This is a genomic window from uncultured Thermanaerothrix sp., assembly GCF_938028735.1.
GTDB lineage: Bacteria > Chloroflexota > Anaerolineae > Anaerolineales > Anaerolineaceae > Thermanaerothrix.
Genome location: NZ_CALIMF010000006.1, coordinates 81417 through 101446, shown reverse-complemented (window position 1 = coordinate 101446; position 20030 = coordinate 81417). Strand labels below are relative to the sequence as shown.

Sequence of the window (20030 nt, the reverse complement as noted above, 5' to 3'; positions counted from 1 at the left end):
CTCCTCAGGAAGCCATTTATTGTGGTTATTGGTGAATATATAGTACTTTATCCATGGTCAGAGAGTGAGTCCAGTTACTTTCACCACTTTATTCCTGTTTCCATCATCTGGCTTGTGGATATAAATCTCGAGGGCCTTGTCCTTTTAGCCGTTGGCGGATAACATCGGCCATTTGTATAGCGCGGCAGGCCGAGACTCCCACGTAGTGTTCAGCGTTCTGAAAAAGATCGGTGATTTCCTCGGCTCTTAAGTAGCGCAGGATGGCCTCGTCCTGGCTAAGGGATTGAGCCAGGGGATTGGCTTGTCCCTGCTGAAGTGCTTGCCAGGCTTTAAGCGCGTGTTGACGTAATTGTTCGTGCATTGCCTGGCGGTCGGCTCCCCTCTTGACCAACGCCATGAGCACGCGCTCCATAACTGCAAAAGGAAGGTAATTGTGTAGATTGCGTTCAATGGCCACCTTGTCCACTTCAAGTCCCTTTACAATAGTAAGGGCGGTCAGCAAGAGTTCATCGGTGGTCAGGAAAGCTTCGGGGAGGATAATACGACGGTTGGCAGAATCGTCCAGGGTGCGCTCGAGTAGGGAATGGGCGGCATTTTGCCAGGCGATGGAGGCGTAGGTGATCAGAAGACGAGCCAGGGAGTTGATTCGTTCTGCGCGAATCGGATTGCGTTTGAAAGGCATGGCTGAGGAGCCCACCTGGGTTCTCCCAAAGGGTTCGCGCCATTCACCAATCATAGGATTTTGAAGCAAACGAAGATCAAAGGCAAGTTTGTATATTGAAGCCCCTAAACCTGCTAGGGCGCTTAAAATCAAAAAATCCTGTTTCCGGGGATACGTCTGGTTGGCGATGGGGTAGAAAGGTAAGTCGAGTTTTTGGCTGAGGAGTGCCTCAAAACGATCGAGATTCTCGAGGCCGAGTAGCTCGGCGTAAGAGGCAGCACTCCCTACGGCCCCTTTGAATCCTTTGCCCCGAATTTTGCGATGCAGGTCGGCCAGAACTTGGTAATCTTCAAATAGGTCTTGGGCATAGAGAGCGAAACGGTAGCCCAAAGTAAGCGGTTCAGCAGGCTGGAGGTGCGTATAGCCTATAACTGGAAGATGGGCATACTGTTCAATTTTTTCTGTCAGGGCTAGCAAGAGATCAGAAAGGCGCCTTATGAGTAGGTCAAGCCCTTGACGTAGTCGTAAGGCCTCGGCATTATCCTCGATGTCCATGGAAGTGGCGCCAAGGTGAATAATTTTTCCCCCTACAGGGCATTGCTCCGCAAATGTTCTAAGTTCGGCCATAAGGTCGTGCTGGATTTCAGCCTCTATTTCAAGGGCCCGTGGAAGATCAATGCTATCCTGGTGATTGCGCAAATCCTGAACTTGGGACGGGGTCACCAATCCAAACTCGGCTTGTGCTTCGGCCAAAGTCACCCACACTTTGCGCCACAAACGGCGCTTGGTGTGTTCGCTCCATAGAGCCCGCATTTCTGGGCTACCGTAGCGCCACGAGAAGGGGGATTGATAGGAGGAGTGATCCATTGAGAAATGACCTTGAGTTGTGGAATCGCAAGAAACCTTTTTGAAATTATAATTTACTAAAGGTGTGGTGTTACCAACCAGGGGAAAGTTAGTTTGCATAAAGCGTTTCTATGGAAGTTGGCTTGGCATATAATATAGGAAATTATTTTCCAGCGTCCTTGTTTGGGAGGAGGTAGTCCTGGAAACTCAACGTATTACCCAAAGTTTTAGCGGCGGTGGGGCTAATCGGCAGTTACCCCCGGGTCATGTCCTGGTGGATCGCTATCTGATCCAGGAAGTTATTGGGGTTGGGGGGATGGGCTCTGTTTATCGCGCGCGTGACTTGCATTTCCCAAATGTGGTCAAGATTGTAGCGGTCAAAGAGATGATCAACCAGGCGCGTGATCCCATGGTACGCCAGACCATTCTGCAGAATTTTGAGCGAGAAGCCAATTTACTGGTCACGCTCAATCATGTTGCTATCCCCAAAATCTTTGATTACTTCTCGTATGATGAACGCTCTTATCTTGTCCTGGAATATATTAACGGCAAGGATCTGGAAGCCATCTTGAACGAAACAGAGGGTTTCCTGCCCGAAGATCAGGTGGTCAAGTGGGCGATTGAGATTTGCGATGTTTTAGATTATCTGCACAACCACAAACCTGAACCGATCATCTTTCGGGATATGAAGCCCTCCAATGTGATGATCAATCACAATGGGCATGTTATGCTCATCGATTTTGGTATTGCCAAGATCTTTCGCGAAGGCCAGAAAGGCACTATGATAGGCACGGAAGGATACAGTCCTCCGGAGCAATATCGAGGTGAGGCAACGCCGTTGGCAGATATTTATGCCCTGGGGGCCACATTGCACCATTTGTTGACCAAGCGCGATCCACGCCTTGAACCACCCTTCTCGTTCTCGGAGCGCCCGATTCGTAAAATCAATCCTGGGGTTTCACTGGAACTGGAGACCGTTGTCAACACAGCCCTTCAATATAACCCTGAAGATCGCTTTCCCTCGGCAGCGGCCATGAAGGAGGCTCTGTTGGCCGTAGCACGTAAGACCGGCATCCTTTCTCGCATTACCCTGCCCGCTACGATGAAGGAAGAAAAGATTAAGCCGTTATGGGCTTTTAAGTGCGAAGACGAAGTGCGAGGGTCCCCTTTTTACGATAATGGGGTTATCTACATTGGCTCTTATGATAACAATTTGTATGCGCTGGACGCCACAAATGGGGAATTCCGCTGGAAGTTTCCTACCGAGGGTCCGATTGTCGGGCGGCCTATCGTCTCTCAAGACATGGTGCTTATTGGTTCCAAAGACTCTTTCTTATATTGTATTTCGGCAAAAACCGGAAAAATGCTGTGGAATCACAAAACGGAAGGCGCCATTCACAGTTCCCCGCGGGTGAGTGAGGGACATGTCTTCTTTGGTAGCGATGATGGCTACTTGTATGCGGTTAACCTCTCTTCTTCACGTCGAGCCTGGCGACTGGATACGGGCGAAGCCATTCGTTCAACCCCCTTTTTGACCAATGAGTATATTTATTTCGGCACCGAAGGAGGGGAGTTCTACTGTGTAGACTATCGGGGGCAGATTAAGTGGCGTTTTCGAGCCAAACGATCTATTACTTCCTCACCCACGGTGACCCAAGGGATGGTGTATTTTACCTCCCTGGACGCCTCATTCTACGCTCTGGACTCTAAATCTGGGTGGATGATCTGGCGTTTCCGAATGGGCAAGGGGTCGGTTTCTTCTCCCTACCGAGTGGATAATTTTGTCTTTGCTGGGTCGGCGGATGGATTTATTTACTGTTTGGATGCCAATACCTCCAAAGAGATCTGGCGCTTCCAAACGGATCACCAGGTGAGTGGCTCGCCGATAGTGTATAAGGACAGCTTGTACTGCGGTTCAGCAGATGGCAATTTGTACTGTCTGGATTATAAGACAGGTAAGTTGCGCTGGAAGTTTGCAACGGATGGCCCGATTACTGGCACCCCCGCTGCTTTCAACAATATCATCTATTTTGGCTCAGCCGATCATATGGTTTATGCTTTGCTTGCCTGATCCCTAGCCAGGAGGAGGTAGAGGTGGTTAAGTTTCTCGAGCGTATTCTGAATTGGCGCAAATCTACGCCTCCGGAAAACACAAATGAGAACAAGTTTGTTCAAACAGCCCCTCTGACAGATGAGCAGTTACAACCCGTTGCTGCAGCGCCTGTGGTTATAACGCCCGGGCATCTTCTGGTGGGGGTTGGGCAGTCAGTGGGTTTACAACGCGAGCGCAATGAGGATGCCCTTTTCTCGCTCACTTCTGTTTTGGTAGATGGGAATACCGAGTTGCCGTTTGGGGTGTTCATCGTGGCCGATGGCATGGGAGGGCATGAACATGGCGAGGTAGCCAGCGGGGTTGCTGTACGGGCAATGGCGGAATATGTCCTCTCGCGTTCCTACCTACCGTTTCTATCCATGGAAGAGCGCCAACGAGGTAGCCTGCAAGAGATCATGGAAAACGGCGTTGTTCAGGCCCAGCAAGCGGTGGTGAGGTACGCACCAGGCGGTGGTACTACCTTGACCGCAGCCTTGGTCGTTGGTGAACAAGTCACACTGGCTCATGTGGGGGATAGCCGTGCTTATTTTGTTCATCCAGATGGGCGGATGCAAGTGATCACCCAGGATCATTCCCTGGTACATCGTTTGGTAGAACTGGGGCAAATTTCAGAGCAAGAAGCCCAGGTTCACCCACAGCGGAATGTGCTTTATCGGGCACTAGGGCAATCTGAACCATTTCGCCCCGATATTTATTTCCATCCGATGCCTCATCCGGGCTACTTGCTGATCTGCAGTGATGGGTTGTGGGGGGTGCTTTCGGATGATGAGATGTTTCAAATCATTGCCCGGGCACGCAATCCTGCAATTGCGTGTAAGAACTTGGTTGATGCAGCCAATGCAGCTGGTGGGCCGGATAACATTAGCGTGATTCTGGTGCAATATCTCTAAGTCTGGATTATGGGAACGGGCGCAGCGGAGTATTATAACCTTCTTAAGGTTCCTCTGGATGCAACAGCCGAGGAAATTCGGGCGGCTTACTTCGCTGCTACGCGGACCTATCACCCGGACGTTAACCCCTCACCAGAAGTCCGGCAAATGTTTATTCGGGTACAGGAAGCCTATGAGGTGCTTTCTAATCCCCAGCGTCGTGCCACCTATGACGCTAGCATTCCCTCTGACCAACGCCAATTACCACCCATTGCGATAGACTGGCTTCTCAGCCGCCGGGTTTTGCCTCGTCTGACTGAGCCTCAACTGGTTTATGTGTTGCTTGACTTGCGGGTGACAGTACCCAGCGACCCTTCTAAGGCCCCTCCGGCTCATATCTGCCTGGTGGTAGATCGCTCAACTTCGATGCGAGGCGAGCGCATCGAAATGGTCAAACAAAGTATTGCCCATCTGGTGCGCCATCTCAGACCCAACGATTTGATTTCGTTGATTACATTCGGTGACCGAGCGGAGGTGATTCTGCATGCGACCCCTGCCCAACACCAGATTGATATCTTGCACCACGTCAACCAGATTCAGGTGGGTGGGGGCACCGAGATTTTGCATGGGCTGGAAACGGCTATTAATCTTTCGCGGTATGCCAATCATGCTAACAACACTTCTACGCAGATATGGTTGATTACGGATGGTCATACGTATGGCGATGAACAGGCCAGCATTGAATTAGCAGCAACATCGCGCCGTGAGGGCATCGTGATCAATGCATTTGGGATTGGCGAGGACTGGAATGATGACTTCCTAGATGCCCTTACGAGCATCGCTGGGGGTACTACCCATTACGTGCGGAGCCCCGAAGATCTGCATATGTATTTTGAGCGCAAGGGAAGGAGTACCAGGCAAATCTTTGCTCGTGGTCTGGAACTTCATTGTGTAAGTGAGGGGGGAGTTAATCTGCGTTATGCGTTCAAAGTTGCAGGGGATATTGCTCCGCTTTCTCTGGAAATTCCCATTCCACTGGGGGATTTATATTCTGGTGAAAAAATGAGCGTTGTTCTGGAGTTTTTGGTTCCCCCTCTCTCGCGCGAGATCACCGGTCTGAATTTGTTGCGGGGTAAGCTAGTGATGGAGATTCCCTCATTTGAGGTTCGATATTGGCGGTTGCCCTTTGCAGTTAGTTGCGAGGTTGGCGAGGAAGTGGAGCCTATGGTGGTTCCTGATGCACTGCTTCAGGCTCTTTCACGGCTTACACTTTATCGCATGCAAGAGAAAGCACGTCAGGAGATTGCTAGCGGAGAAGTGTCGCGAGCGGCTCGCCGGTTGCAGTACCTGGCCACTCACTTGCTGGCGAAGGGCGAACGCAGTCTGGCCCGCACCGTGCTCTTGGAGGCCGAGCATTTACAACGTACGCACCAACTCAGTGGTGAGCGCGGAAAGCAAATCAAATACGGCACGCGTTCCCTTCTTATGCTACCTGAACCCCGTAAGGATTAGGCTATGATTACTTGTCCTAATTGTCACCATCAAGAATTGCCTGGTGCGTTGTTCTGTAGTGAGTGTGGGGCGCAGCTGGTGGTCGTGGACCGAAGCGCTACCCAAACCCTAGATATGATTCAGTCGGATTACTTTGAGCGCAAGCGGTCCAAGCCACTACCTCTGCTTGCAGAAGAGAACGCAACTCCTGTCGCGGTGTTAAGTGTTGCCCTGCGGGTGATTGATTCTGACGAGGTGATCCATCTGAGTGGACGCTCTGAAGTAACGTTAGGGCGAGTTGTAGAAGGTCAGCCCATTCTTCCCGACATTGACCTCACTCCCTACGAGGCCTATGCCCATGGGGTTTCGCGGCTGCATGCAGCAATCAAAATTACCCCTCAGCGTATTTCCATTATGGACCTGGGATCATCGAATGGTACCCGCGTTAATGGTCAGAAGATTGTTCCACATGTGGACTATCCGCTCAAACATCACGATGTCATTGCCTTGGGGAAACTTAAAATCCAGGTTATCATTCAATAGGTGAGGGAGTTATGCCAAGTGTGATCATTCATCTAAATAATGAAGATCCTGTATTGGGTGAAATTGATGCTTTGCCTGCCCCTACGGATTATTTGATTATAGTTAAGAACCCACGCAAACGCGATGGCAAGGATCTTCATTACATTGAAGCCAATGTAACAACCGTTATCTGGCCAGTAAGCCGTATCAATTTTATTGAAGTGCTGCCGGCGGCTGAGGAAGAGGAAGTTATCTCTTTTGTCAGGGAGTAACCCACTCATGAGTGATGTGACCTTGAGAGACCGCCTGATCCTCGTGGTGGATGATGAGGAAAAAATGGCGCGTTTTATTCGTCTGAACCTTGAACACGATGGTTTCCGCGTGGTAGAAGCCCATCGTGGTGAGGAAGCCATTCGTGTATTGCGGGATGCTTTACCAGACCTGGTGATTTTAGATGTGATGCTGCCAGACATGGATGGCTTCGAGGTCTTGCAACTGATCCGTGAGATCAGCCAGGTTCCCGTTATTATGGTAACTGCAAAAGGGGAGGAAGAAGACCGCATCCGGGGATTGGAATTAGGGGCGGATGATTATGTGACCAAGCCCTTCAGCCCGCGTGAACTAGTCAGTCGGGTACGGGCTGTCTTGCGGCGGACCGAAATGGCCAGCCCGATTTCCAAAGAGGTTGTGGAGGTTGATGACCGCCTGAAAATTGATTTCGGTCGGCGCGAGGTGTGGGTGGAGGGCAAATTGGTCAAATTACGCCCTACAGAGTATCGCTTGTTGTATCATTTGGTGCAAAATGCTGGCTGGGTTCTCACTTATGATCAGATTTTAGCGAAGGTTTGGGGGTATGAATATCGTGATGAACCCCACTATGTGCGGTTATATGTCAATTATCTTCGTCAAAAAATTGAGAAGGATCCTTCTAATCCCAAGTACATTCTCACCGAACGAGGAGTGGGATATCGCTTTGTAGATTTTCGGCGCCAGAAACCTGCCGAGCAGAGCCAAGAATCTACAAAAAATTGATGTTTCTCTACCAAAAATCTAATACATCGGGCTTATAAAAAGGATGTCATTAAAACCTTCTGATAAGGAGGTGAACGATGACCAACCTGATGGTTTTCGACCCGATGCGCGAGATAGCTGCTTTGCGTTCGACGGTAGATCAACTCTTCGATGACCTGTTCACCCGGCAGGTGGACTGGCTGCGGGGGACGGAGTGGATGGCGGTGGATATGTATCAGACCGACAATGAGGTGGTAGTTAAGGCCACCATGCCTGGGGTAAAACCCGAAGATATCCACGTAACAGTGAACAATAATGTGCTTACTATTGCGGGTGAGGTGAAACAAGAGGAGGAAGTCAAGAACGCGGTGTATCACCTGCGCGAACGCCGCTACGGTCACTACTCTCGCAGCATCACCTTGCCGGTGCCGGTCGAGGTTGACAAAGCAAAGGCTGAGTACGAAAATGGGATTCTGACCCTAACTTTGCCCAAAGCAGAAACAGTACGGCCAAAGACCATTGCTGTGAAAGCAAAATAAACCTGAGGAGTAGCCGCCCCACTCTTGGGGCGGCTAAACATCTCTGGCCAACAGGAGGATAAGATGCCAATTTACCAATTTATATGCGAGGAGTGCGGCTTGCCCTTTGAGTACTTTGCTCATTTCTCACATAATGGGCATCTACCGCAATGCCCACGCGGACACACTCGCGTGCGCAAGGTTTTCCAAGTGCCGGCAGTGATTTTCAAAGGGAGTGGTTGGTACAGCACAGATCACCGTCCCAAGGCTTCAAGTAACGAAGGGAAATAATCTGATTGTTGGGGCCGTTTGGGGCTGATCTATGATATACTAAACCCGATTTAGTCTTGGTTGTTAGAAGGGAGATAAGTAGAATGATTGATGCACCCATTCATGTAACGGACGCAACGTTTGAGAAAACGGTGTTGCAATCGGCTTTACCGGTAATTGTGGACTTTTGGGCGCCCTGGTGTGGGCCGTGTCGTCTCATTGCGCCGGCCCTTGAGAAGATTGCCAAGGATTATGCCGGAAAATTGCTAGTAGCCAAAGTCAACACAGATGAGAATCCGGAGTGGGCGACGCGCTTTGGCGTTCAGGGCATCCCCACGCTCCTTTTTGTTGCCAATGGCAAGGTCGTCCATCGTCAAGTGGGGGCACTGCCGGAGGGCATGTTGCGCGATGTGGTAGAACAATTCCTGGAAGTGGTTCAGGCGGCTTCAGCCCAGGCCAATTCCTGAGGGGCATTGCGATGGTGACCAACGAAAGCCCGGCAATGCGCCGGGCTTTCGTGTTGGGGTACTAGCGGTGACTACTCGCGGATGCGTTGAATGTGAGCACCCAGTGCTGCCAGTTTCTCGTCTACCCGCTCGTATCCCCGGTCAATTTGTCCAATGTTTCGAATAACTGAGGTGCCGCGGGCGGAGAGCGCGGCTAACACGAGTGCCATACCTGCGCGAATATCTGGGCTTTCTAGTTTTTCACCGTAGAGTTCGGTGGGGCCCTGAACAATGCAACGATGGGGGTCGCAGAGGACAATTTGGGCCCCCATACTGACCAGTTTATCGGTGAAAAACATGCGGCTGGGGTACATCCAGTCGTGGAACAGCACAGTGCCTTTGGATTGCGTAGCCACGACCAGGGCAATGCTCATCAGGTCGGTGGGAAAGGCTGGCCAGGGCATGACGCTGATTTCGGGGATGGCGCCTCCTAAATCAGGCTCAATGGTCAAACGTTGTTCGCGAGGGACAAAGATATCCTCACCATGCACTTCCCAGTGGACACCCAGCCGACCGAAGACCAGTTGGATCATATCCAGGTATTCAGGCCCGGCTTTGCGAATCGTGATCTCTCCCCGCGTCACTGCAGCCGCCCCAATGAAAGAGACCACCTCCAAGTAATCAGGGCCGATGGTGAATTCTCCCCCATGCAAGCGGTCCACCCCAGTGATGTGCAAGGTATTGGATCCAATGTTCTCAATTTTGGCGCCTAATGAATTCAAAAAATGGCACAATTCCTGGATGTGAGGCTCTGAGGCGGCGTTACGAATCACGCTTTCGCCTTTGGCCATGACGGCAGCCATTATGGCGTTTTCGGTTGCGGTCACGCTGGCCTCATCGAGGAGAATGTTGGCACCGTGCAATCCATTGGCATGGAAGTAGAAGTAGCGATCATAGGAGACATCCACTCCCAATTTTTTAAGTGCCAGAAGGTGGGTATCCACGCGGCGGCGTCCAATGACATCTCCCCCAGGCGGGGGTAGGCGCAATTCGCCGGTGCGTGCGCTCATGGGGCCAGCCAGAAGGATGGACGCGCGTATTTTGCGGCACAGATCAGGGTCTAGATCAGCCGGGCGAACTTCCTTGGCCTGAATCTTCCAAGTGTGCTCGTCCAAATCCGTGAATTCCACGCCTAGGGATTCGAGCAGGGCTCGCATGGTGCGCACATCAAGGATATTGGGAACATTGCGCAGAATAATCGGCTCATCCGTTAGCAGACAGGCTGCCAGCAGGGGTAGGGCAGCGTTTTTGTTCCCGGAGGGAGTGACCTCGCCGCGAAGAGGGAAACCGCCTTCAATTACAAACTTTTCCATTGTCACCTCCATGGTTATTATATCTATACCTTTGGCATAATGGGCGGTTTTTTGCTACAATAGAAACCAAGGGGGAGGCGAAGGGTGAGCAGAAGAACGAGGCGCTGGAATGGATCGGGCGATCAAAGAACATCTTTACGATGCATGGCACGCTTTCATAACTCGCCATATTGTTATGCCCCAAGTGCGACCTATCATTGCGGCCTCGTGGCAACGCTGTTGGGCGCGCGTGGATCCTTATACGTCTCTTAAGCCGCAACGGTTGTCTGACCAGCACTTGTTCTCAATGCAGGTCAACTATTTTGAATTGATGGCCATTGCTCGGCCCGTTATGGAGGACATTTACCAGTACATCGAAAATTCAAATTCGGCAGTGCTGTTTGCAAACAGTGTGGGCTACTTACTGGATCGGGTCGGCGATCCGGGAATGTTGGCGACCCTCGAGAGCATGCAGATTAAGCCGGGCACGTTGTTGGCAGAGAGTGAACTGGGCACCAATGCTATTGGTGTGGCGCTTCTGGAGCGTGAACCTGTCCAAGTGATTGGTTATGAACATTTTTGTCAGCCGTTGCACGATGTCAGCTGCGCTGCGGCGCCAGTGTTTGATATCAGCGGGAAATTGCTAGGAGCGTTGGGGGTTATCACACGCGTGAGCAATTTCCACCCATATGCGCTGGGTATGGTGGTGGCAGGTGCGCGCGCCATTGAAGCACAACGTCAGTCGGATCAATTGCTGGAAGAGCAGAACAGCCAGTTGGCCGGAATTAATGCCATTCTGAGCAGTATCAACGAGGGTATTCTGGCCTGGAACGCGGAAGGAATCGTGATTCACGTTAATCCGGCTGCGGCTGAAATTCTTAAGATCGCCCCGGAATCACTAATGGGAGCCCGCCTGGATGCCTTTGTGAAGTTCCCGCCGTACGTTGTGGATGCCCTACATCGTCAAATCCCGGTTTCAGATCTGGAAGTTCAACTTTCGGTTTTGGGAGAGACGATTTCTTGTCTGCTGAGCCTCCAATATGTACGTGGGCGACGTGGCTTGCGTGCCGTTCTGGCGGTGCTGCGCCCCCTTAAGAGCCTGCGCGAGTACGTCCAGCGCCAGGTGGGATCGCCCACTTTTGACCTTCAGAATCTGGTGGGTGAGTCACCAGCGATTCGTCGAGTACGACGTTTAGCCCGTAGTGCGGCTGCGGCCCGAGGGTGTGTGCTTATCCGGGGGGAAAGTGGGACAGGTAAAAACTTGCTGGCGCGTGCCATCCACTACCACAGCCCGCGCAGTCACGGTCCCTTTGTGGTATTTGCTTGTACGGCGGTGCCAAGCGAATTGGTTTTACCAGAGTTGCTAGGAGTAGAGCGCAGTGTGGGAGAAGGTCTGTCTCATGCCAGCAAGTTTGAATTGGCCGATGGGGGGACGCTTTTCTTTCAAGATGTGGAGGCGCTCCCTCTGGAGGCGCAATCGGTTCTGTTGAATTATCTTGAATTGGGGATCGTACAACGGATTGGCAGTCGTAAGCCTATAGAGGTGGATGTGCGGATTATTGCTTCAAGTTCGGCGGATTTGGAGCATTTGGTGGCTGAGGGTAATTTTCGCGCCGATCTGTTTTACCGTTTGAGCCTGTTTGAGATCATGTTGCCTCCCTTGCGGGAACGCAAACAAGACCTAGAATTGTTAATTGAGCAGATATTGCAACGCTTGGGGCGGCAATTGGGACATCCGCTCAGTCTGAGCCGAGATACCCTGGCTGTCCTCAAAGCCCATTCCTGGCCTGGGAACGTGCGAGAATTGGAATCGGTGTTGACGCGGGCGGCCGTGCAGGCCAGCCCATCCCAGGTTATTATGCCAGCACATTTGCCCCCTTTGCAGACCGGTACGGACTTGAGAAATTCGGTTTGGCTACCTAATCCGCCTCGTTTGGAAGAGATTGAGCGTCAAGCCATTTTGCAGGCAGCTCAACAATGTCATGGTAATCTTTCTCAGATGGCGCGTTTGCTGGGAGTTGGCCGAACGACCTTGTGGCGTTACCTGCGACGCATGAACATCTCATTAGACTCCTATCGTGAGGATGGGCGGCGCGAAAACGGTGTTTCGTAATGAAACAATTCATGAGAAAATTGTTTCAAAGCGATACATTATTTGAGGATTAATTTGACAGGATGGGCAAACGCCTTACAATAAGTTGTGATGTCCTGCGCAATATGGATGCAAGGTAGTGAGGGAGTGCATGGGTACCCTGTAGTGATGCTGTGGGGTACGGGATGGTGTATTAGTGTTCTTTCTTTAGGCAAGAGATACCGCTGTTAGGAAATTCCTAATCGGCGGTATTTTTTGCAAGACCCATTGTTTGTGGATGGTTCAATTCTATATCCAAAGGAGGTGAACGGAGGGATAAGCCAAACCGTAATCTGTTGCCCCATCTATTTCTATTCTTCAAATCCTTTATGAAAGGAGAGGTCCGACATGAAATCCAAGGGTTTAGGCGAGTTTCTGGGAGAAGTCATTGGTACTTTCACCCTGATCTTGCTGGGTGATGGTGTGGTTGCCAATGTGGGGCTTGCCCCGCGGTTGGCTGCGCCAGCGTATAACTGGAACACCATCACCATCGGCTGGGCCTTCGCAGTCATTGTGGCAGTTTATGTAGCGGGCGGCGTATCGGGCGCTCATATTAACCCGGCGGTGACCATTGCTTTGGCGGTCAAGCGCGGCTTCCCTTGGTCCAAAGTGCCTACCTACATCTTAGGTCAATTGGTGGGCGCGTTCCTGGGTGCGCTGGGTGTGTACCTAGTTTACCGTGAGGGTCTGGTGGCGGCAGGTATGCCCAATGTGTGGTGCACCGGTCCCGGTTCGGTCTTTGGTCAGGCCTTCTGGGGTGGTCAGGGTGCCGCCGCGCAGGGTTCTTACTCGCTGCTGAATGCCAGCATCGCGGAAATTTTCGGTACTATGGTGCTGCTCTTTGGCGTGCTGGCTAGCGGCGATCAGCGCAACCTGGGCCTGAAGTTCAACATGGGGCCCTTCTTGGTTGGCGGCACGGTGCTCTCGGTCGGTCTGAGCCTGGGTGGCCCGAGCGGTTACGCCATCAATCCTGCCCGTGATCTTGGCCCGCGCATCTTCGGTGCGCTGGTTGGGACACAGGGCCTCTTCGATGGTTCCTACTGGATTGTTGCCCCTGTGATTATGCCGATCATCGGTGCTATTCTGGGCGTGCTGCTCTATGACTGGTTTGTCAGCGCCTTCTTGCCCGAGAAGAGCGAGTAAGTTAATTTTCTCGATGATAGTGGGCCTGCCCCTTTGGGGTGGGCCCACACTAAGCGGGTATACTGGGGGGCGGTGTGGATGGCCACTGAAGGGAAGCGGTAATTACTTGTAAGAAACAGAAAGGAAGTGAGGTATGAAAAAGCTAATTAATAAGCCCGAAGATGTTGTGCGTGAAGAACTGGAAGGGATGGCACTGGCCCACCCCGATCTAATTCGGGTGCACTTTGATCCCAATTACGTCGTGCGGGTTGATGCACCAGTCAAGGGCAAAGTGGGTGTGCTCTCGGGCGGTGGTTCGGGCCATGAACCGATGCATGGGGGGCTTGTCGGCATTGGCATGTTGGATGCGGCCTGCCCGGGCGCGGTATTCACTTCACCCACGCCGGATCAGATGTTAGAGGCGACTAAGGCGATTAACGGCGGGGCGGGAGTTCTGCACATTGTCAAGAACTACACGGGCGACATTATGAATTTTGAGATGGCCGCCGACCTCGCCCGCGCTGAGGGCATCGAAGTGGAATCAGTGATCATTGATGACGACGTGGCTGTGCAAGATAGCCTCTATACGGCGGGTCGTCGTGGTGTAGGCAGCACCGTCCTGGCTGAGAAATTATGCGGCGCGGCGGCAGAGCAAGGGCGCTCACTCAAAGAGGTGGCTGATGTGTGTCGTAAGGTCAAGGATTGGGGGCGCAGCATGGGTATGGCCCTCACCTCGTGCACAGTGCCGCATGTGGGTCGGCCCACTTTCGATCTGCCTGAAGATGAGATGGAGATCGGGATCGGTATCCATGGTGAGCCGGGGCGAACGCGCATGAAACTCAAACCGGCAGATGAGATTGTTGAAATGCTGATGGAGCCGATCATCAAGGATATCCCCTATAAACCGGGCGATGAAGTATTGCTCTTCGTCAACGGTATGGGGGGAACACCGCTGATTGAGTTGTACATTGTATATCGCAAGGCCCACCAGATTGCGACCCAACACGGCCTTAAAGTTGTGCGCAACCTGATTGGCTCCTACATCACCAGTCTGGAGATGGCTGGTACTTCCATCACGTTGCTCAAGATGGATGAGGATATGATCAAGTTGTGGGATGCGCCGGTCAAGACTCCGGGTTTGCGCTGGGGTATGTGACTCTGACATCAAGACTTGTCGGGGTTTGCCCTTAGGGTAAACCCCGACCATAATGGAGCGTCGTATGGTTATTACGCGGGACAAAGTACTAGAGTGGATTAAGCGTTACGCCGATCTTCTGGCGGAAAACCGCGATTACCTGACTCAGTTGGATGCGGCGATCGGTGATGCCGATCACGGGGCGAATATGGATCGCGGGTTCAAAGCCGTGCTCAGCAAGATGCCAGAGATAGCGGACAAGGACATTGGTACGATCCTTAAAACGGTAGGGATGACCCTGCTGGCTACTGTGGGCGGCGCGGGTGGTCCGCTTTACGGTACGCTCTTCCTTCAGGCGGGAATGAAAACCACCGGCAAGATGGAACTGACGCTTGAGGATTGGATCAACGCTCTAGAAGCCGGGATTACTGGGGTTAAGAACCGGGGCAAGGCCGAGTTGGGAGATAAGACCATGATTGATGCCCTGGTGCCGGCCTGGAATGCGCTCAAACAAGCGGCGGAGAACGGTAGCAATTTAGGCGAGGCTCTGGATCGCTGTGCCCGGGCGGCTGAAGAAGGGATGAAAGCTACCATCCCGCTAGTAGCGCGAAAGGGGCGTGCCAGTTATTTAGGAGAGCGCAGTGCGGGTCATCAGGACCCAGGGGCGACCTCCTCCTACCTAATGTTGCGCGCGGCCGCTGAAGTTTGGCGTGACGCATAAGAAATTGTCTCAATTCCAAATCTAAAATCTCAGGAGGTGTGGTATGGCTAAGTATGCTGCCGCTATCGATCAGGGTACGACCAGTACTCGCTTTATGATCTTCGACCACAGTGGCAACGTGGTAGGGGTGGATCAGAAGGAACACGAGCAAATTTACCCCAAGCCCGGTTGGGTCGAACACGACCCAATGGAGATCTGGACACGGACTCAGGAAGTCATTGAGGGGGCGTTGCGCAAGAGCGGTGTGGACCCCAAGGATATCGCCGCAGTTGGCGTGACCAATCAGCGCGAGACAACGATTGTGTGGGAGAAAGCGACCGGCAAGCCCGTCTATAATGCGATTGTCTGGCAGGACACCCGCACCGATAAGATTTGCAATGAACTGGCGGCCGATGGCGGTCAGGACCGCTTCCGCCCCAAGACGGGGTTGCCGCTGGCGACTTACTTCTCAGGCCCCAAGATCAAGTGGATCCTGGACAATGTGCCGGGCGTTCGCGAGAGGGCCGAAAAGGGCGAGGTCATCTTTGGGAACATTGATACTTGGGTGATCTGGAACCTGACTGGTGGTCCGAAGGGTGGCGTACATGTGACGGATGTCACCAATGCCTCACGCACCCTGCTGATGAACCTGGAGACCCTGGATTGGGATGATGAGATTCTGGGGATTCTGGGCATCCCGCGCGCCATGCTACCGGCAATTCGACCTTCTTCCGATGTGTACGGGTATGCCAAGGGTTTGCTGGAAGGCGTCCCGGTGGCGGGTGATCTAGGCGACCAACAGGGAGCGCTGTTTGGCCAGGCGTGCTACAGCCCCGGCGAAGCCAAGAACACCTATGGCACTGGCTGCTTCATGCTGCTCAACACGGGTACCCGCCCTGTGCCCAGTAAGAGTGGCTTGTTGACCACGTTGGCCTACAAGATCGGTGATCAACCGGCGGTTTATGCGTTGGAGGGCTCCATTGCTATCACCGGCGCCTTGGTGCAGTGGCTGCGTGATAACCTGAAGATGATTGAATCCTCGAAGGACGTCGAAGCGTTGGCCCGCACCGTAGAGGACAATGGTGGTATTTACTTTGTGCCGGCGTTCTCGGGCCTCTTCGCGCCGTATTGGCGTAGTGATGCCCGTGGCGTGATTGTGGGACTGACCCGCTATGTCAACCGTGGTCACATTGCCCGCGCCGCATTGGAGGCCACTGCCTACCAGACCCGCGAGGTGCTAGATGCGATGAATGCCGACTCCGGCGTACCGCTCACCGCCCTCAAAGTGGATGGTGGCATGGTCTACAATGAACTGCTGATGCAATTCCAGGCGGATATCCTGGGTGTGCCAGTTATTCGCCCGAAGGTGGCCGAGACAACCGCGCTTGGCGCGGCCTACGCTGCGGGTATGGCAGTTGGGTTCTGGACCTCGTTCGATGAACTGCGGGCTAACTGGCAGGTGGACAAGGTCTGGAATCCGCAGATGAGCCCTGAGGAGCGCGAGCGACTCTATGCCGGTTGGAAGAAGGCCGTCCAGCGCACCTTTGGGTGGGTTGAATAATTTTTAGACGCTTTTAGGGGCAGGGTCTCCCCTGCCCCTAAAACAAACTGTGTGATAGGGTGTAGGGGCGGTGGGGTCAAGGCGGCCAAGCCCAATTGACCAATAACCGCCCTTTATATGCAAATTTTATGGGTGATTTTTTAAGAGTTCAGGTAAATACTGCTTATTAATGATAAAATTCACATGTTGCTGGACGGTGGTTCATGAGTAAAAAGAAAAAGCGCCAAGTCGAACAGGATCCTTTTGCCGCTGGACAACCCTGGCTGTCCATGAAGAGTGGCATTATTACCATGGTGGTTGTCAGTGTTCTGATGGTAGCATGGGTGACTTGGCAGGGGTCTTATTCTAAGCCTTTGGGAGAAAGTCTGCTGTGGGGGTTGGTTTTCGGCGGAAGCCTGTGGATGGTGTTTTTGTTATTCTTGCTCATTCATCGCTTGCTTCGACGGTAGGCAGTTGGAATTCAGAATGATTTCATAAGGGCAAGTGTCTCAAAAGATTTTAGCCTGATAGAGGAGCGTATCTATGAGCCAATATCATGCGATTGTAGTTGGGGCTGGTTTCACGGGTGTGGCGATTGCTCACGATCTGGCCCTGCGTGGTTTTCGCGTCACGGTGGTAGAGCGCGGGCCAATTGCTAATGGGACGTCCGGACGTACCCATGGTCTGCTCCACTCGGGAGCTCGTTATGCTGTAAACGATCAAGAATCGGCAATTGAGTGCATTCAGGAGAACCAAATCCTGCGGTTGATTGTTCCGGATGCGATTGAACCAAATGGGGGGCTATTTATTGCTGTGGATGAAAGCGATTTGGAATATCGCGAGAAATTCATCCAGGGTTGTGAGGAGTGCAAAATCCCTATCCGTGAATTGACCCCTAAGGAAGCGCTGCGTATTGAACCCAATCTCAACCCCAAACTTCTAACCGCCTTTACCGTGCCGGATGGCACGTTTGATCCCCTGCGTTTGGCATTGGCCTTTGCAGCAACGGCCAAATCCAACGGGGCGGTGTTTCATCTTTACACGGACGTAGTGGATTTACTCACCGATGGTCAGGGAAATATCAAAGGGGTAAAGGTTTGGAATCGGGCCGCCGATAAACGCTTTGAGATCGAGGGAGATATTGTCGTCAACGCCACCGGTGCCTGGGTAGGCCAAATTACATCGATGGCTGGCATCCGCGTACCGATTGCGCCGACGCCGGGTGTGATGGTAGCCTATGATAAGCGTTTGACCCAACGCGCCATTAATCGGCTCAATAAACCGGGAGATGGAGATATTGTTTTACCCCAACGGCGGATGATGGTCGTCGGGACAACTTCATTTTCTATTGAGGATCCTGATTACGTGCCGGTTTTGCCGGATCATGTGGCTCTGATGATTGAGCGCGGCTCCGAATTGATCCCGGCCTTGCGACAGACTAAAGAGCGGGGGGCTTACATGGCTACCCGTCCATTGATCGGCAGTGGTGCGCCTGGGCGAAGCATTTCGCGTACTTTCAAGGCGTATGATCACAAAGAAACCGATAATGTCGAGGGATTGGTTACTATTACTGGTGGGAAAGCGACCACCTTGCGCTTGATGGCAGAGAAGACGGTGGATCTGGTGTGTAAGAAGCTGGGTGTGAACGTCCCTTGCACGACGGCAGAGACGCCGTTGATTTCGTATCGTAAATTCTACGTAGATTAATCCTCTGAACCAGCCCATACTCTTGCATGGAGCACACCTATGAGTGAGGAAAAGTGGACCGTTAATTTTGTGGTGTATCGCAAGAAAGGGGAGGGAGCACCTCATTATCAGACTTTCACCCTTGAGGTCAGCCCCGAAGAGTACGTGATTGATGGGGTCGAACGTATATGGGCCTTTCATGATCGGTCGTTGGTTTTTGCCCATGCCTGCCACCATTCCACCTGTGGTGCATGCGGAATGCGGGTCAATGGGGTGGAAAAGTTAACCTGCATTACGCGTATTCGAGATGTCACCTCGAATGGTGGCACCTTGCGAATTGAACCCTTGCGCAACTTCCCGGTCATTAGCGATTTGGTAGTGGATATGAGCCGCCTTTACGTGGGGATGGATAAGGTCCATGCTCCGGCGGTACACCCCCTTTCAATGGCGCCTTTGGAGGGTGAGGGCATCAAGCCGCCGCGGGAAGTACCGATGGACGATGGCAAGGAATACCTGCGCTTGGCAGACTGCATCGAGTGTGGTTTGTGCATTAGTGCCTGCCCAGTTGCTGGTACTGCCGAGGAATATCTCGGCCCGGCTGTCCTCGCTGCGGCTCAGTTGCAGGGGCTGGGACGTGCTCCTGATTTGACCGCGGTGGTAGATTGTGTGGATGGTGTTTGGCGTTGCCACAGCGCGTATGAATGCACGGCTGTGTGTCCTTCTAGCGTTGATCCCGGATGGCGGATCATGGATTTGCGGCGACAGGTATTGGCCCAGCGTATCAGGCGCTGGTTTGGAGGAGCCTAATCCAGGAAAAGGAGTGTACTACCATGGAAAATCCTACAAAGAAACCCAACACTCGGGGTATTCTGGACTGGTTTGATCCACGTGGACGGCGGGTTGGTGGATGGGGGTTCATTCTCAACCGTCTGACTGCCATTGGGTTGACCGTCTATCTTTATCTTCACCTGATCATGCTAGGCAAATTGGCTCAGGGGCCAGAAGCCTATGATTCCTTCATTGCCTTTGCCAAGCAACCCTTGATTATGTTTGGGGAAATGCTTGTGATCATTGGTGGTTTGTACCATGGTTTGAACGGTGTGCGCATTGCGCTCAACAGTTTCGGGGTTGGCGTTCCAGCCCAGAAGCAATTGTTATATGGGGTGCTAGGTCTCACCCTTGTGGGTTCACTTATTTTTGGACTGCGCATGTTTGCGACGCATTGATAAGGAGGGATCATGCAGAACACAATTTCTCAACCCAAAGCAGGTGAGAGTTATCTTTTGTGGTTTATCAAAATTGTGACCGGGCTGTTGATCATCGTGATCCTATTTATTCACTTTTTGGTCAACCATTATCTGGCCCCGGAGGGTTTGCTTTCACATGCTGAGGTTGTGGCCTACTACCGGAACTACCCTATCGTGCCCATTATGGAGGGGTTTTTCCTCGTGTTTGTGGTATCTCACTCCCTGATTGGCACGCGGAGTATTTTGCTGGATTTAAATCTTAAGAAAAACATCATGCGGGTTGTTGATGCTTTGTTAGTGACTGTCGGTTTGGTGGCTACCGGTTACGGCATTTGGTTGTTGTTCGCTGTTATCAATTGGGGAGCCTGAG

21 protein-coding genes are annotated in these 20030 nt (G+C 52.4%); 19 read left to right on the top strand and 2 right to left on the bottom strand.

Annotated elements, in window-relative coordinates:
• Positions 1-103: 103 nt before the first annotated feature.
• Entirely contained in the window at positions 104-1528 is a 1425-nt protein-coding gene (gene purB / locus Q0721_RS04820) for an adenylosuccinate lyase (RefSeq protein WP_299026169.1), read from the bottom strand.
• A 253-nt stretch (positions 1529-1781) separates the two neighbouring features.
• Between purB and Q0721_RS04815 the strand changes: the two genes are divergently transcribed.
• The 9 genes from Q0721_RS04815 (at position 1782) to trxA (ending at position 8768) form a co-directional block, all read left to right on the top strand.
• Positions 1782-3578, top strand: coding sequence for a serine/threonine-protein kinase (locus Q0721_RS04815; RefSeq protein WP_299026166.1), 1797 nt, complete (start codon positions 1782-1784; stop codon positions 3576-3578).
• 23 nt (positions 3579-3601) lie between these two features.
• Entirely contained in the window at positions 3602-4510 is a 909-nt protein-coding gene (locus Q0721_RS04810) for a PP2C family serine/threonine-protein phosphatase (protein WP_299026163.1), read from the top strand.
• A 9-nt stretch (positions 4511-4519) separates the two neighbouring features.
• Positions 4520-6001 (top strand): DnaJ domain-containing protein, encoded by a 1482-nt coding sequence (locus Q0721_RS04805; protein ID WP_299026160.1) that lies wholly within the window; start codon positions 4520-4522, stop codon positions 5999-6001.
• A gap of 3 nt (positions 6002-6004) precedes the next feature.
• A complete protein-coding gene (locus Q0721_RS04800) occupies positions 6005-6523 on the top strand; it encodes an FHA domain-containing protein (protein WP_299026157.1) in 519 nt (172 codons plus the stop codon).
• A gap of 11 nt (positions 6524-6534) precedes the next feature.
• Positions 6535-6774: a hypothetical protein gene (locus tag Q0721_RS04795; RefSeq protein ID WP_054521676.1), complete on the top strand. Its 240-nt coding sequence runs from the start codon at positions 6535-6537 to the stop codon at positions 6772-6774.
• A gap of 7 nt (positions 6775-6781) precedes the next feature.
• Positions 6782-7534, top strand: a complete 753-nt coding sequence (locus Q0721_RS04790; protein WP_299026145.1) for a response regulator transcription factor — start codon at positions 6782-6784, stop codon at positions 7532-7534.
• Positions 7535-7611: 77 nt separating this feature from the next.
• The gene (locus Q0721_RS04785; protein ID WP_299026142.1) at positions 7612-8052 is read left to right on the top strand and encodes an Hsp20/alpha crystallin family protein; all 441 of its coding nucleotides are present in this window, start codon (positions 7612-7614) and stop codon (positions 8050-8052) included.
• A gap of 63 nt (positions 8053-8115) precedes the next feature.
• Complete coding sequence (locus Q0721_RS12360) at positions 8116-8322, top strand: FmdB family zinc ribbon protein (protein ID WP_366519172.1); 207 nt, start codon at positions 8116-8118, stop codon at positions 8320-8322.
• Between the two features lie 86 nt (positions 8323-8408).
• On the top strand, positions 8409-8768 hold the full coding sequence (trxA, locus tag Q0721_RS04780; protein ID WP_366519178.1) for a thioredoxin: 360 nt from the start codon (positions 8409-8411) through the stop codon (positions 8766-8768).
• 71 nt (positions 8769-8839) lie between these two features.
• On the opposite strand, the gene murA is transcribed toward trxA, so the two are convergent.
• Positions 8840-10120: a UDP-N-acetylglucosamine 1-carboxyvinyltransferase gene (murA, locus tag Q0721_RS04775; RefSeq protein ID WP_299026137.1), complete on the bottom strand. Its 1281-nt coding sequence runs from the start codon at positions 10118-10120 to the stop codon at positions 8840-8842.
• Between the two features lie 109 nt (positions 10121-10229).
• Here murA and Q0721_RS04770 point away from each other — a divergent pair, with 109 nt between their 5' ends.
• The 10 genes from Q0721_RS04770 to Q0721_RS04725 all read left to right on the top strand — a co-directional run bounded on the left by Q0721_RS04770 (position 10230) and on the right by Q0721_RS04725 (position 20029).
• The gene (locus tag Q0721_RS04770; RefSeq protein WP_299026134.1) at positions 10230-12212 is read left to right on the top strand and encodes a sigma 54-interacting transcriptional regulator; all 1983 of its coding nucleotides are present in this window, start codon (positions 10230-10232) and stop codon (positions 12210-12212) included.
• A 366-nt stretch (positions 12213-12578) separates the two neighbouring features.
• Entirely contained in the window at positions 12579-13373 is a 795-nt protein-coding gene (locus Q0721_RS04765) for an MIP family channel protein (RefSeq protein WP_299026129.1), read from the top strand.
• A 133-nt stretch (positions 13374-13506) separates the two neighbouring features.
• Positions 13507-14508, top strand: coding sequence for a dihydroxyacetone kinase subunit DhaK (gene dhaK / locus Q0721_RS04760; protein WP_299026126.1), 1002 nt, complete (start codon positions 13507-13509; stop codon positions 14506-14508).
• Positions 14509-14572: 64 nt separating this feature from the next.
• Positions 14573-15208 carry a dihydroxyacetone kinase subunit DhaL gene (gene dhaL, locus Q0721_RS04755; protein ID WP_299026123.1) on the top strand — a complete coding sequence of 212 codons (636 nt, stop codon included), beginning with the start codon at positions 14573-14575 and terminating at the stop codon, positions 15206-15208.
• A gap of 43 nt (positions 15209-15251) precedes the next feature.
• Positions 15252-16748 (top strand): glycerol kinase GlpK, encoded by a 1497-nt coding sequence (glpK, locus tag Q0721_RS04750; RefSeq protein ID WP_299026120.1) that lies wholly within the window; start codon positions 15252-15254, stop codon positions 16746-16748.
• 203 nt (positions 16749-16951) lie between these two features.
• The gene (locus tag Q0721_RS04745; RefSeq protein ID WP_299026117.1) at positions 16952-17197 is read left to right on the top strand and encodes a hypothetical protein; all 246 of its coding nucleotides are present in this window, start codon (positions 16952-16954) and stop codon (positions 17195-17197) included.
• A gap of 73 nt (positions 17198-17270) precedes the next feature.
• Positions 17271-18434 (top strand): FAD-dependent oxidoreductase, encoded by a 1164-nt coding sequence (locus tag Q0721_RS04740; RefSeq protein ID WP_299026114.1) that lies wholly within the window; start codon positions 17271-17273, stop codon positions 18432-18434.
• Between the two features lie 39 nt (positions 18435-18473).
• Complete coding sequence (locus Q0721_RS04735; protein WP_299026112.1) at positions 18474-19220, top strand: 2Fe-2S iron-sulfur cluster-binding protein; 747 nt, start codon at positions 18474-18476, stop codon at positions 19218-19220.
• A gap of 23 nt (positions 19221-19243) precedes the next feature.
• On the top strand, positions 19244-19639 hold the full coding sequence (locus tag Q0721_RS04730; RefSeq protein ID WP_299026109.1) for a succinate dehydrogenase, cytochrome b556 subunit: 396 nt from the start codon (positions 19244-19246) through the stop codon (positions 19637-19639).
• Between the two features lie 12 nt (positions 19640-19651).
• Positions 19652-20029 carry a hypothetical protein gene (locus Q0721_RS04725; protein ID WP_299026106.1) on the top strand — a complete coding sequence of 126 codons (378 nt, stop codon included), beginning with the start codon at positions 19652-19654 and terminating at the stop codon, positions 20027-20029.
• Position 20030 lies beyond the last annotated feature (1 nt).